General features: G+C 67.9%; 12 protein-coding genes. 3 read left to right on the forward strand and 9 right to left on the reverse strand.

Annotated elements, in window-relative coordinates:
- Positions 1-98 precede the first annotated feature (98 nt).
- The 3 genes from ON33_RS25580 to ON33_RS25590 all read left to right on the forward strand — a co-directional run bounded on the left by ON33_RS25580 (position 99) and on the right by ON33_RS25590 (position 3877).
- A complete protein-coding gene (locus ON33_RS25580) occupies positions 99-1433 on the forward strand; it encodes a magnesium transporter MgtE N-terminal domain-containing protein (protein WP_051152792.1) in 1335 nt (444 codons plus the stop codon).
- Complete coding sequence (locus ON33_RS25585) at positions 1430-3178, forward strand: NRAMP family divalent metal transporter (RefSeq protein WP_083869292.1); 1749 nt, start codon at positions 1430-1432, stop codon at positions 3176-3178. Before ON33_RS25580 ends, ON33_RS25585 begins: the two co-directional genes overlap by 4 nt.
- 225 nt (positions 3179-3403) lie before the next feature.
- On the forward strand, positions 3404-3877 hold the full coding sequence (locus ON33_RS25590) for a hypothetical protein (RefSeq protein WP_051152793.1): 474 nt from the start codon (positions 3404-3406) through the stop codon (positions 3875-3877).
- A 329-nt stretch (positions 3878-4206) separates the two neighbouring features.
- Here ON33_RS25590 and ON33_RS25595 read toward each other — a convergent pair whose 3' ends face one another.
- Genes ON33_RS25595 through ON33_RS25635 form a run of 9 tightly spaced genes read right to left on the reverse strand, consistent with a single transcriptional unit; the run spans position 4207 to position 13693 of the window.
- Positions 4207-5709 (reverse strand): flavin-containing monooxygenase, encoded by a 1503-nt coding sequence (locus ON33_RS25595; protein ID WP_040861603.1) that lies wholly within the window; start codon positions 5707-5709, stop codon positions 4207-4209.
- A complete protein-coding gene (dmpG, locus tag ON33_RS25600; protein WP_040861604.1) occupies positions 5706-6764 on the reverse strand; it encodes a 4-hydroxy-2-oxovalerate aldolase in 1059 nt (352 codons plus the stop codon). The genes ON33_RS25595 and dmpG overlap by 4 nt, the downstream gene beginning before the upstream one ends.
- Positions 6761-7678, reverse strand: a complete 918-nt coding sequence (locus ON33_RS25605; RefSeq protein ID WP_040861605.1) for an acetaldehyde dehydrogenase (acetylating) — start codon at positions 7676-7678, stop codon at positions 6761-6763. The genes dmpG and ON33_RS25605 overlap by 4 nt, the downstream gene beginning before the upstream one ends.
- A gap of 28 nt (positions 7679-7706) precedes the next feature.
- A complete protein-coding gene (locus tag ON33_RS25610) occupies positions 7707-8528 on the reverse strand; it encodes a 2-keto-4-pentenoate hydratase (RefSeq protein WP_051152794.1) in 822 nt (273 codons plus the stop codon).
- Positions 8525-9379, reverse strand: a complete 855-nt coding sequence (locus tag ON33_RS25615; RefSeq protein ID WP_040861606.1) for an alpha/beta fold hydrolase — start codon at positions 9377-9379, stop codon at positions 8525-8527. The genes ON33_RS25610 and ON33_RS25615 overlap by 4 nt, the downstream gene beginning before the upstream one ends.
- Before the next feature lie 28 nt (positions 9380-9407).
- Positions 9408-10160: an aspartate/glutamate racemase family protein gene (locus tag ON33_RS25620; protein ID WP_040861607.1), complete on the reverse strand. Its 753-nt coding sequence runs from the start codon at positions 10158-10160 to the stop codon at positions 9408-9410.
- Positions 10157-11521, reverse strand: coding sequence for a M20 family metallopeptidase (locus tag ON33_RS25625; RefSeq protein WP_083869303.1), 1365 nt, complete (start codon positions 11519-11521; stop codon positions 10157-10159). Before ON33_RS25625 ends, ON33_RS25620 begins: the two co-directional genes overlap by 4 nt.
- A complete protein-coding gene (locus ON33_RS25630; protein ID WP_051152795.1) occupies positions 11521-12816 on the reverse strand; it encodes an amidase in 1296 nt (431 codons plus the stop codon). The genes ON33_RS25625 and ON33_RS25630 overlap by 1 nt, the downstream gene beginning before the upstream one ends.
- A gap of 1 nt (position 12817) precedes the next feature.
- Positions 12818-13693: a VOC family protein gene (locus ON33_RS25635; protein WP_040861608.1), complete on the reverse strand. Its 876-nt coding sequence runs from the start codon at positions 13691-13693 to the stop codon at positions 12818-12820.
- Positions 13694-13713 lie beyond the last annotated feature (20 nt).

Consider the following 13713-nt stretch of genomic DNA (forward strand, 5'->3'; position numbering starts at 1 on the left):
TGCCCGCTGTTGGGCCATTATTCCAGTGATAGCACCGGCCACGGTGCAGGGTGTGGCCGTGGCCGCCGGTTTGCGGGGACACCGAGCCAGGAGGGCATATGAGTACAACCGCACCGAATTCGTCGCCGGAGTCGGTGACGACCGTTCATCTGTCGCGGTTGCTGAAGGCTCCCGTCGTCGCCGGGTCCGGCGAGTCGATCGGTCGGGTGGATGATCTGATCGTGCGTTTGTCCGGCGGGGATGCCTATCCGCCGGTCACCGGCGTGGTCGTGGGTGTCGGTGGGCGTGATGTGTTCGTCTCCGCCGAGCAGGTCCGTGAGTTCGGCGGGGAGCGAATCGTGTTGTCGGTCAACAAGGTCGATCTGCGTTCGTTCGAGCGGCGTGAGGGCGAGGTGCTGTTGAAGGCCGATATCCTCGGGCACCGGCTCATCGACGTGGCGGCTGCGGACCTGGTGCGCGCCTATGATGTCGAGCTCGATCGGACCGGCGAGGGCTGGGTGCTGGCACGGCTGGACACGCGCCCGCCGGCGCGGTTCTTCGGGCTCGTGAAGTCCTCGGGTGGGCAGGCGTCGCGGGATTGGAAGGCGTTCGAGCCGCTCATCGGACACGATCAGTCCAAGGCGGCCCGTGGGATCAGTGCCCGGCTGCGGGGGCTCAAGCCGGCCGAGCTCGCCGATTTGCTCGAGGAGGCCGACAAGCATGAGCGCGGGGAGATCCTCGACCAGGTGCACGGTGACCCGGAGCTGGAGGCCGACGTGTTCGAGGAGCTGGATTCCGATCAGTCCAGCCGGTTGCTCAACGATATGCCCGATAGTGAGGTGGCGGCACTGTTGGGTCGTATGCGCGCCGACGACGCGGCGGACTCGATCATGGAACTGCGCCAGTCGCGCCGACGTCGAGTGCTGGATCTGATGCCGGCCGGGCAACGGACCAAGGTGATCACGCTGATGGGTTTCAATCCCGACAGCGCTGGCGGATTGATGAATGTCGACTTCGTCTCCTGTCCGATGGATTCGACGGCAGCGCAGGCACTGTCGATGGTCGCGGGTGCGCAGGGGCTGCAGCCGGAGGCGCTGCTGAAGGTCCACGTGCTCGATGCCGGGCAACTGGTGGGCGTCGCGTCGGTGATCACGCTGTTGCAGGCGCAGCCGACGACCACGGTCACCGATCTCATGGACGCCGATCCGGTGCGGGTGGCCCCCGACGCCGACCTCACCGACATCGCGCTGCTGATGGCCGACTACAACCTGTATGCGGTGCCGGTCGTCGACGAGGACGACCGGGTGCTCGGCGTGGTCACCGTGGACGATGTGCTCGAGGACATCATTCCCGAGGACTGGCGGCGCCGTGAGCCCGCGCCGCGGCCGGTGCGCGAACCTGCCCCGGCATCGACCAACTCCGGCGAGAACGCGGACGGCTCGGCACAGCTATGACCAACGCCAACGAAAACCGTTCGACTTCCGACGGATCACCGAAGACGGCACCGGCTCAGACCGTTCAGCAGCGTCCGTCAGCGCAGCCATCGAATCCTGCGGGCGCTTCGCCGCAGTCGAAGCCCGCGACAGTCAATCGCGCCTCGGCGGTACTGGATTCGGCGCACCTGGGCGATATCGAGGGCGCGCTCGGGAAGATCAAGCTCACCGACACCGACCATCCGCGCACGTTCAAGACCCGGATGTTGACGCTGCTGGCCATCATCGGGCCCGGCCTGATCGTGATGGTCGGCGACAACGACGCCGGTGGGGTGGCGACCTACGCCCAAGCCGGCCAGAACTACGGGTACAGCCTGCTGTGGGTGTTGTTGCTGCTGATTCCCGTCTTGATCGTGAACCAGGAGATGGTGGTGCGCCTGGGCGCGGTCACCGGTGTGGGGCATGCCCGGCTGATCAATGAGCGTTTCGGCCGCGGGTGGGGCTGGTTCTCGGTCGGTGACCTGTTCGTCCTGAACTTCCTCACGATCGTCACCGAGTTCATCGGTGTCAGCCTGGCGGCGGAGTATTTCGGCATCTCCAAATACATCGTGGTGCCCACCGCGGCGGTGGCGCTGGTGGCCATCATGGCTTCCGGGAGTTTCCAACGGTGGGAGCGGGCGATGTTCGCGTTCATCGCGGTCACCCTGCTACAGATCCCGATGCTGCTGATATCGCATCCCGATTGGGGCCGCGCGGCACGCAGTTTCGTGGTTCCCGGTGTGTCGGGCGGTTTCACCTCCGATGCGGTGCTGCTGATCATCGCCATGGTCGGCACCACCGTCGCGCCCTGGCAGCTGTTCTTCCAGCAGTCGAATATCGTCGACAAACGCATCACGCCACGGTTCATCGGCTATGAGCGCGCCGACACCACCCTGGGCGCGTTCGTGGTCGTCGGCGGCGCGACGGCACTGGTGATGACGGCCGACTACGCCGCGCGTGCCACCGACTCGGTGGGCAAGTTCACCGATGCCGGCGATATCGCGCGCATGCTCGGGCAGGCGCACCACGTCCTCGGGCCGTTCTTCGCGATCGTGCTGCTCGACGCGTCCATCATCGGCGCGGCCGCGGTCACCCTGGCCACCAGTTACGCCTTCGGCGACGTATTCGGTATCAAGCACTCGCTGCACCGCGGGTTCCGCGATGCCAAGCAGTTCTACCTGTCCTACATCGCCATGGTCGTCGTCGCCGCCATGATCGTGCTGATTCCGGGTGCGCCGCTGGGTTTGATCACCACCGCGGTGCAGGCGCTGGCCGGGTTGTTGCTGCCCAGCGCGAGTGTGTTTCTGCTGTTGTTGTGCAACGACCCGCAGGTGCTGGGCCCCTGGGTCAATCGAACGTGGCTCAACATCGTGGCCGGAGTCATCGTCGGGGCGCTGCTGCTGTTGTCCGCAATCCTCATGGCCACCACCTTGTTCCCGGAACTGGACGTGGTGGCGACCTCGGAGTACCTCGCGGCCGGCATCGTCGTGCTCACCGTCTCGACGCTGGTGGCGCTACGCGTGATGCAACGCCGCTCGCCTGCGCCACCGCCGATCCCGAAGATCGACGAATCCGAGAAGGACACCTGGCGCATGCCACCGCTGGCCCTGCTCGAGCCGGTGACCTGGTCGGCCGGCACCAGACTCGGCATGCTCGCCCTGCGCGGCTATCTGGTGATCGGCGCGATCCTGCTCGTCGTCAAGGCAGTTCAGCTGGGGCGTGGCTGAACCCACGCCCGGGGCCCGTACAGTGACCCGCGCACAGTGCGGGCCTGTGGGCGAGATCCCTCGATGCCCGGTCGAGTATCCCCATGCCGCAATGGCACTGATAGGCCCGAACCCACGCTTGGGACCACAGCGGGGCGCGTCGGGGTGCGAGAGGCACGGGAGCGGGTAGCGACGGTCGGCCGATCGGATCCGATGGCTCCGGATCGTCGTGCCAGGCTGTTGGGCATGTCCGAACCCCTGCACTACATTCCTCATCCGCACATCGCCGAACGCAAGCAGGCCGGACCGCCGAAAACCACCGACGTGGCCACGGCGCCACCCGATTCCGCGTGGTACACACGGTTCAACGCGAACCTGGCGGTCGTGATCACCAAGGGCGTCGGCACCATGTGGTGTGCGTACGCGTTCGCCGCGCTCAGTTTCGTGTCACTGCCCGCTGCGATCGGCTCGGGCAGTCCCGTCATCCTGGTCTCCTGGATCAGTCAGACGTTCCTGCAGCTCGTGCTCCTGAGCATCATCATCGTGGGCCAGAACATCCTGGCCGCAGCCGCCGACAAACGCGCCGAGGCCACCTACAACGACAGTGACGCGATCCTGACCACCACCCTGGACATCCATCGGCACCTCGAGCAGCAGGACAAGCAGATCCGCGACCTGATGGAGACGATCCGCGACATGGAGCGGCACCGGGAATCCTGAAGCCGGACCGAGCCGTAAAGCCTGTTCTCCCATCATGGTTTCGGGGGCCGCCCGGTCGATCCGCCGGCAGTATTTCTCCTTCGGTCCCAGCGTCTCGGCCAGCCCGCCGAGCGTGAGTCCGGGGCCTCTGTCGGCGGGACTCTGGGCGTGACCGAAGTCCTGGACGGGACCATGGGCCCGGCCAGGTCACCACGGCGACAACGGGGACGGCCAGCCTGGACGCCAACACGACGTTTCCCGATCGCATCATGTTCAACGACTCGCCGGAAGGGGGACATATGGCGGGCTGGGTGGGTACGGTGCGGGCGGCGACCACCGGGCGGGGCGAATCAGTTTCTGCGTCTGCCGGTTTCGTTCAGCCGGCGATGCAGCTTGCGCACTGCCGATCGGTACGATCCGGGATCGACGGGCAGCAACCATTGGCGCAGACGGGCCGCGGGGCCGAGGTTTATGCCCACCTCGTCGAGCACCTCATCGATGTGCCGCACCGAGAACGGGATGATGTTCGTGCCGTTGGCCTGTTTGCCTTCGGTTCGCTCGATCATCCAGGCCAGGCGGCGTTCGGTGAATGCGCGGCGGTCCGCCGGATCGGGCAGCGCGACGCCGTCGCCGAGATAGCTGATCACCCACAGCACCGCCGCTTCGACGCTGAGCGGGCTCAGCAGGGAGGAGCCGTAGCCCACGAAGAACAGGCGGGGCACGTCCAGGGGCAGGATCTGGCGGTAGAGCAGGAAGTTGCCGTCGGCGTCGGTCACCCGATGCCGGATGTCCTCGGCGAGGAACGGCGTCTGCTGCTTGAATCCCGTGGCGCAGACCACGACATCGGCTGCGCGCACGGTGCCGTCCGACAGCGCCACGGTCGGGCGGCCGTCCTTGTCGTAGAGCCCGGTAATGACCGCGCCGCGGTGGAAGTCGATAACGCCGTCGCGGATCTTCTCGTAGAACCCTTCGGTGGCCAGGCTCACCGCGTGGCGGACGATCCGTTCGAAGCGGCCTTCCGGCACCAGGCCGAGGCGGTCGAACATCAACTGCCGCCGTGTGATCCACTCGACTGCGCCCAGCAACCCGGTGCGCACGAACCGCCCCGGTCCGGTCAGGAACCGCGCCGCGCCGCGCTGGTCGACGTGCTCGAACAGCGCCTCGCTCAGGCGGGTGAGCAGGATGTATTTGTAGGTGAGGAAACCCGCGAGCCGGCGCGGCATCTTCCAGGTGACCTCGCGCGCGACCACGGTCGTCGACCCGGCCACCTCGCTCAGCGCCTCCGCGATATCGCAGGCCGATTTGCCGTACCCGACCACCACGATGTCCTTGCCCACGGCGTCGGCGAGATCGTTGAATTCCGAGGCCGCGCAAACCCTCCCGCCCGCGGTGCGGAAGTCGTCGAGGCCCGGGTATTCGGGGACGAACGGGTCGCAGAAGATGCCGTTGGCGACGATGAGCTGGTCGAATTGCGATGAGGACACCCCGTCGGTCGCCACATCCCTGGCGATCAGCGTCCATTTCCCGGCGGACTCGTCCAGGTCGGCGGTGAGCACTTCGGTGTTCAGCCGGATGCAGTCGTCCAGGCCGAACCGCGAGACATAGTCGGCCAGGTATGCCTGCACCTGCGCACCGGTCGGGAATTGCGGATAGTGCCGGGGCATCGGGAAATCCGAGAACGCGTAGGTGCCCTTGTTGTTCTGCGTGGTGACGCCCGGATACTGCCGCGTCCGGCTCCACACGCCGCCGACATCCGGTGTCCGGTCGAAAACGGTGACGTCGTAGCCGAATTCGCGCAGCAGTTTGGCCGAGCACAACCCGGCCACTCCCGCGCCGATGATCGCGATTCTCATCGGGCCTCCATCGCGAGCTCGCCGGCGGCCCGCTCCCGCAGTAGCTCCAGGGCGATATCGATGATCATGTCCTCCTGCCCGCCGACATAGCGCTTCGCGCCGACGCGGTAGAGGATCTCGTGGGCGGGCACACCGTAGCGGGCCGCGGCGCGCTCGGCGTGCAGCAGGAAGCTCGAGTAGACCCCGGCATAGCCCTGGACGATCGAGGACCGGTCCATGACCGGCAGCCGGGTGATGTACGGCTTGACGACTTCCTCTGCGGCGGAGAGCAGGACGTCCTTGTCGACCCCGGTCGTGACGCCGAGCCGGTCGAAGACCGTCGCCAGTACCTCGGTGGGCGAGTTGCCGGCGCCCGCGCCGAGCGCCACCAGCGAGCCGTCGATTTGGCGAGCCCCGGCCCGATGGGCGAGTACCGAATTCGCGACGCCGAAGCTGAGATTCTGATGCCCGTGATAGCCGACCTCGGCGTCCGTGCCCAGTTCGGCGACCAGTGCCTGCACCCGCTCGGTCACGTCGTCGAGGATGAGCGCGCCCGCGGAGTCGACCACATACACGCATTGGCATCCTGCGTCGGCCATGATGCGCGCCTGCCGGGCCAGCGCCTCGGGGGTGGACATATGCGAGAGCATCAGGAAGCCGACGGTTTCCATGCCGAGATCACGGGCGATGCCGAAATGCTGAATGGAGATGTCGGCCTCGGTGCAGTGGGTGGCGATACGCACCGCGCCCGCGCCCAGGTCGTGCGCCTGCTTCAGGTCGGCGACGGTGCCCAGGCCCGGGAGCAGCAGCACGGCGATCTTCGCCCGGCGCGCCGCGTCGACCGCGGTGGCGATCAGCCTGCGCTCGTCGACCAGCGAGAATCCGTAATTGAACGTCGATCCGCCCAGTCCGTCACCGTGCGCGACCTCGATGAGCGAGATCCCGGCCGTGTCCAGTGCGCGCACGGTCTCGCGCACCTGCTCTTCGGTGAATTGATGTGCCATGGCGTGGCTGCCGTCGCGCAGGGTGGTATCCACCAGGCGCACAGCGCGTTCGGTCCTGTCCCAGGTTTTCATCGGGTCCCCACCTTGTTCTCGGTGCGCAGCAGCGCGGCGGCCATGCGTTCGCCTGCCTCGGCCGCGGCGGCGGTCATGATGTCGAGATTCCCGGCGTAGGGCGGCAGATAGTCGCCCGCCCCGCGTACTTCCAGGAACACCGCGACCCGCGCCTTGCCGTTCCAGCCCGGGCGCGGATCGTCGAATTGCGGGTCGGACTTGAGCGTGTAGCCGGGCACATAGGTCCGGACATCGGCGACCATCGCGTGCACCGATTCGATGATGGCGTCCCGGTCGGCGTCGGGATCGATGGCGCAGAAGACGGTGTCGCGCATGATCATCGGGGGTTCGACCGGATTGATGATGATGATCGCGCGCCCGCACTCGGCGCCGCCGACCGCCTCGATGGCGCGGGCCGTGGTCTCGGTGAACTCGTCGATATTGGCCCGGGTGCCGGGCCCGGCCGAACGGGAGGAGATGGAGGCGACGATCTCGGCGTAGGACACCGGGGTGACGCGGTTGACCGCGTGCACGATCGGGATGGTGGCCTGGCCGCCGCAGGTGATCATGTTGACGTTCGGGGCGGTGATGTTCTCGGCGAGATTGACCACCGGGCACAGGAAAGGCCCGACGGCCGCCGGTGTCAGATCTATGGCCGCAATCCCGGCCTGCGCATAGAGTTCGGCGTTCCTCTGGTGTGCACCGGCCGAGGTCGCCTCGAAGACCAGCTGCGGCAGCTCAGGCTGGGACAGCAGCCATTCGACCCCGCCGGCGGAGGTGGTCACCCCCTGCGCGGCGGCCCGCGCCAGCCCGTCGGAGGCCGGGTCCACGCCCACCATGTAGCGAACGTCGATGGTCCCGCTGCGGGTGAGTTTGGCCAGCAGGTCGGTGCCGATATTGCCTGGGCCGACAATCGCGGCCGTGATCATGGACATAGTGACTCCTGTTGTGCCGCGGTGTGATTCACTCGGCGGAGAAATGGGTTGCCAGCGTCCCCAGGCCGGCGAATTCGATGTGGAAGCTGTCCCCGGCGCGCACCGGGAGTGCCGCGGTCATGGAGCCGGGGATGACGATCTCGCCCTGCTCGACGGCGACGCCGACCGCTCCGAGCGTATTGGCCAGCCAGACCAGGGCGTTGATCGGCGAATCCAGTACGGCGGCACCGGCTCCGGTGGCCGCGGGCTCGCCGTTGCGGTGCACCACGACTCCCATGAGCCGCAGATCCACATCGCTGGGTGCCATGGCCCGGCTGCCGAGGACAACACCGCCGGAGGAGGCGTTGTCGGCGATGGTGTCGGCGAGGGTGATGTTCCAATCGCGAATGCGCGAGTCGATGATCTCGACGGCCGGCAGGACGCAATCGATGGCACGCACCGCGTCCGCGGGGGTGACGCCGGGTCCGGCCAGGGTGCGGCCCATGACAAATGCCACCTCCGGCTCGATGCGCGGCTGCAGGAACCGCCCGGCCGGGATGGCCGCGCCCTGGGGCAGGAACATCGAGGCCGTCAGCCGCCCATAGTCGGGGCTGTCCACGCCCAGCTGCTGTTGCATGACCCGCGAGGTGAGGCCGATCTTGTGCCCGCGCACCGGATCACCGGCCTGCTCCCAGGCCCGGATCTGGCGCTGCTGGATGGCGTAAGCGTCGGCCGTTGTCAGCCCGGGATGGGTGCGACTGGGCGGCTCGATCGGCTCGCCGCCGCGGTAGGCCGACAGCAGCCGGTCGGCGATCTCCTGGTGGTCCCGCTCGGAAATCCGCTGTGCGCCGGGAGAATACGCGATGGTCATGCGCCGGCTCCGATCGCCGAGTCGGCCTCCCGGAAGAACTGGTCGACGAGCTGCTGGAAGCGCCGGGCGTGCTCGATCTGGGTCCAGTGCCCGCAGCGGCCGAAGGCGTGCAGCTGGGCGTTCGGGATGGTGCGGAACATATGCAGCGAGGCGTCCAGCGGCACCACGCGGTCCTCGCGCCCGTGCAGGATCAGCACCTCGTGCTCAATGGCGGCCAGCAGTTCGTCGGGCACGATCTGGGCATCGAGCCAGCGTTGCCGCGGCGGCGGGAACACCTTCTCGAACGCCTCCTGCGCGCCCGGCCGGATAGTGGCGCGGTAACGCAGTTCGGCAAGTTCGTCGGTCACCAGTGACCGGTCGAAGGCCATGATGTCCATGATCTTCTTCATATTGGCCACCGACGGCGTGTAGCCCCAGAGCTGATCGAGTTCGTCGGTGAAGGCCATCTTCACGCCACCCGCGCCCATGAGCACGATGCGGTCCAGCCGCTCGGGATGCCGGGTGGCCAGGTGAAGCGCGAGACCCCCGCCGAAGGAATTGCCGACCACGTGCGTCTTCTCGATGCCCAGACCGTCGAGCAGCGCCAGGATCTGGTCGATCCAGCTGTCGAAGATGGCGAACTCGGCCGGCTCCGGCAGCGAGGTGTAGCCGAAGCCGACCAGATCCGGCGCGATCACCCGGAACCGTTCGGACAGTACGGGAATCAGCCCGCGCCAGTTCGCCCAGGCGGAGACGCCCGCCCCCGAACCGTGCAGCAGCAACACGGGGCTGCCCGCGCCGACATCGTGGTAATTGGTGTCGAAAGCACCCGTGCGCAGGCTCAGGCCGATCTCGGGATTCGTGGTCGTCATCGTGTACTCCGTTCGCGACAAAGAGAATTCACCCGGCCACCGCCACGGCGGCGAGCAGTTCGTCCTGCACCCGCGCAGGCGCCGGGTAGGCCCGCTTGCTGTGGCTCAGCCCGGTTTGCACCAGGAGTTCGCACATCTTGTAGGCGACGACTCCCGGATTGATGACGGGGACCTCGAGGACCCGCTCGAGGTGAGCGTGCGACTGGTGCATGGTGGTGGACCCGAGCAGGATCACGTCCGCCCCGTCCTCGTCGATGGCCGCGCGCGCCTCCCGTTCCAGCGCGGCGAACACGAAATCCTCCTTGCCGGCGAGAAGTTCGGCGGTATCGGGCGGCACCCCGATATCGCGCACCGATGCCAGCCGCGCGGTGAGACCGTGCTCGCGCGCGGCCTTGTGGTACAGCTCGTGCCACTGCGGCCACATGGTGACGACCGAGAACTTCTTGCCCAGCAGTGCGGCCAGCAGCATGGACGCCTGGCTGGGGGCCACCACCGGAATGCTGAGCCGCGAACGCAGCGCGGCCAGCGCCGAATCGCTCATGGAATTCACGCACACCGCGGCATAGCCCTGCTGCTCCGCTCGGCAACCCGCGTCGAGAACGAAGGCGTCGGCGAGGGTGGTCTCGTAGGCGCTGTCGAGGGTTGTACCGCCGGCGCGCGCGGAGACGAAGACGTTCTCGAAGCCGGGATGCACGACCGCGGGCGGGATCTGGGCGGCGAAGGCGTCCAGGGCTTCCGGCGGCACCGGAACGGGCACGATATTGAGTACGCGATGGGTCACAGTGCGAGGTCCTCTCGGGAGCGGGTGAGGGTGTCGATGACCGCGTATGCGACGGCGCGGGTCGCGGTCATGACGTCGGAGACGGAGGCGACCCCCATGCCGCCGAGCCCCTCGTTGAGTTCGGCGGGTGCTGCGGCGGGCGGCCAGGGATAGCCGATGCGGGCGCACGGCACCCCGAGGCGGCGGATGAGGGTGCCGTCGGTTTGCCCGCCCAGGAGCGGGGTGGATTCGTAGGGGCGGCCCTCGACCTCTTCCCAACCGCGGCGGCAGGATTGGATGATCCAGTTGCTCGGGTCGGTCATGCCGCCGGGCAGTGAACCGTACATCTCCCAGTCCAGCTCGATATCCGGTTCGGCGGCGCGAATGCGGGCGATGAGTTCGGCGAACTGGTGGCGGACTTCCGCGGGTGTGGTGCGCGGGTTGACCCGCACGTCGAGGTAGATCTCGGCGGTCGCCGAGGGGAAGGCGGGCTTTTCCGGGTTTCCCGACCGTAGAGCCGAGATCCAGCCCTCGGGAATGGTGGACCCGGCGGTATTGCGCGCGGTGTATTCGGGCAGCCAGGCCTCGATGTGCTGGACCACACGGGCGGCGGGCACTATTGATGACCGGAAACCCGGTGTGCCCCTGCTGATTCCGGCGTAGCCGAAGGTGCCGCGCACCGACACCTTGAACCAGCACATGCCGGGTTCCTCGGGGTAGACCGCCCACCACGGCTTGAACACGATGGCGTGATCGGGCATCGCGCCGTGGGTGAGCAGATGGAAGACGCCGCTGCTCATCCCGGTGTGGTCGCGGGTGCTCATGGTGACGGGCATGCCGCCTCCGGCGAAGCCGAGCGCGAGATCGCCGGTGAGCGGGATGCCCGCGTCGACGACGGCGCGCGCGACCTCGATCAGCCCGGCCACCATGCATTTCGGATTCGACGCACCCAGGCCGATGACGAGATCGCCCTCGACCCGGGCCTGCGGCAGCATGTCCGGCCTCAGCGCCGGCCCCACCCAGGGCACGTCGGTCTCGGGATCGATGTGGGTGTCGATGGGCGCGTACAACAGCAATCTGCTGCCACCGCCGCTGCCGCGAACCTCGCCGAGCACATTGCCGGTGTGCTCGCTCATGGGCTGGTAGGCGGCGTCGATGCCGACCTCGGTGCGCAGGTGGCCGGCGAGGAATTCCGCCGCGCGGCGCTCCTGCCCGGTGGGGCTGTGGATGTTCACCAGCGAGACCAGCAGGTCACGAAAACGATCGGGGTTCAGTCGATCACAGACGGCGTCGTACATGGCGCGCCGTTCGTCGTCCAGCGGCAGGGACTGGACGGTAGCGGCCCCGTGGGGGTCCTGTGCGCGGGTGATAGCCGTGTTCATCACAACTCCTCCGGAAGTGGGCAGCGCCGGGACAGGTCGAGGCGGTCGGTGAGGCAGGTTGCGATGCGCACCAGGGCGTGATCGGTGTGGGGCGGCCCGATCAGCTGGATACCGAGCGGCAGTCCGCGTTCGCCGGTGCCGGCGGGCAGCCCGATCGCGGGCGTGCCGGCGACGCTGGCGAGTTTGTTGAACACCGGGTCACCGGTGCTGGTCAGTCCCTCCAGGGCCTCGCCGGTGGCGGCCAGGGTCAGCAGCACGTCCACGCGCCGATGGGCGTCGGTCACGAAGCGTCGCGCGGCACGCAGTACTGTTCGCGCGCATTGGATCTCGCTCGGTGTGGCGAGTTCTCCCAGGGTGAGGAAGCGCGCCAGCTCGTCGCTGATGCGGTCCGCGCCCGGGCGATCGATGCGCTGGGCCAACGACGCGGCGGCCTCGGCCGCCATGATCAGCGTGTGTGCGGCGTCGAGGTCCGCCAGCTCCGGGGGCACCACGACATCGACCACACCGACGCCGTGGGCGCGCAGCCCATCGGCGAACTCCTCCAACCGCTTCGCCGCGGCCGGGGTCGCCCGATCCGCCCACGGCGGCCGGAGCACGCCGATCGTGAGTTCCTTGGTGACGGGCAACGATTCGTCGGCGCTGCGGTCGGCGACGGCATCGTCGACCGCGCCGAGCCACACCGGGTGGCGGGCGAACGCCCCGAGAGTGTCGAAGGTCAGTGCCACCGGCAGGACGCCATCGAAGGACCAGCGGCCGTAGGTCGGTTTGAGGGTGAAAACCCCGCAGTAGGAGCCGGGCCGCAGTACGGATCCGGCGGTCTGGGTACCGAGCGCGATCGGCACCTGCCCGTCGGCGACCGCCGCGGCCGATCCGCTCGAGGAGCCGCCGGGGGTGTGCCCGAGGTGGTGCGGATTGCGGGTGGATGTCGGGTGGTAGGTGGCGAATTCGGTGGTGGTGGTCTTGCCGAAGATGAGCGCTCCGGCGCGGCGGAGCCGCCGGATCACCTCCGCGTCGCGGCCGGGGCGGTGACCCTCCCACAACAGCGAACCGTAGCCGGTCGGCTGATCTGCGGTGTCGATGATGTCCTTCACGCCGATCGGGATGCCGTGAAGTGGTGAATGTCCCGGCTCGGCGTCGAGCTCGCGGGCTCGGGCCCGGATCAGCTCCGGGTCCAGGAACGCCCAGGCGCGGATCTCGCTGTCGCGCTTGCCGATCCGGTCCAGATACCGTTCGACGGCCGCGGTGGCGGGTGCGCAGGCGTCGAGCTCGTGCAGGACGGCCTGATCGATGTCCATCTCAGCGCGCCTTCTGCACTTCGTGTCCCCAGCGGGCGGGTGAGCCGTAGGTGTGTACCGCCCAGTCCTCCCCCACCAGGTCGCCGCCCCAGCCGATCTCGATACCGAAGCCCGACGGGGTGCTGACGTAGAACGAGGTGACACCGTCGTTGGTGTGGCGTCCCAGGGTCATCTTCAGGCCGATTCCGGCGGCGTTGACCCTGTCGTAGGCGCGCCCGACATCGTCGAGGGTGGCGGTCTCGATCATGAGATGGTTGAAATCGCCGCCCTGGAAGCCGAAGCACTCGTTCATCAGCGCCAGGCTGTGGTGGCGTGCGTTGCAGTGCAGGAAGGTGGCGTCCGCGCCGTCCCAGGCGATGTAGTCGGTGAGCTCGAAGCCGAGCACCCGCGTGTAGAAGTCCACCGCCGCCGGATAGTCCTCGCACATGTACACCACATGTCCGAGCCCCAGGTCACCGGTGACGAATCCGCTGATGACACCGCCGGTTCGGACGGGGTGGTGGTCGGTGAGCGGTCCCCAGCAGATTTCGGTCGGGAACCCGTCGCGATCGTGGAAGCGGAAGGCTGCCACCGCATTCGACGCGTTCTCGCTGTCGGCATGGGTCCACTCGATATCGATGCGCTCGGCAGCCACCGCGTCGGCGAGCGCGCGCAGTTCGTCCGGCGAGTCGACCTCCCAGGTGACCCGACGGATCCTGTCCTGCGCGGCGGGGTACAGAGCCAGCCGATGCGGCCGATCGTCCAGGCGCACCAGCAGCGGATCCTGGTCCGAGGCGCGCGGGCGGATGTCGAGTTCGAGGACGTCGGCGAGCAGGTGCTGCCATGCCGCCAAGTCGGATACGTCGACGGCGAGAGCGCCGAGGCGGGCGATACTCATGGTGATGTCTCGATTCGTAC

It is taken from the genome of Nocardia niigatensis NBRC 100131 (genome assembly GCF_000308655.1).
In the GTDB taxonomy this organism is placed as follows: domain Bacteria; phylum Actinomycetota; class Actinomycetes; order Mycobacteriales; family Mycobacteriaceae; genus Nocardia; species Nocardia niigatensis.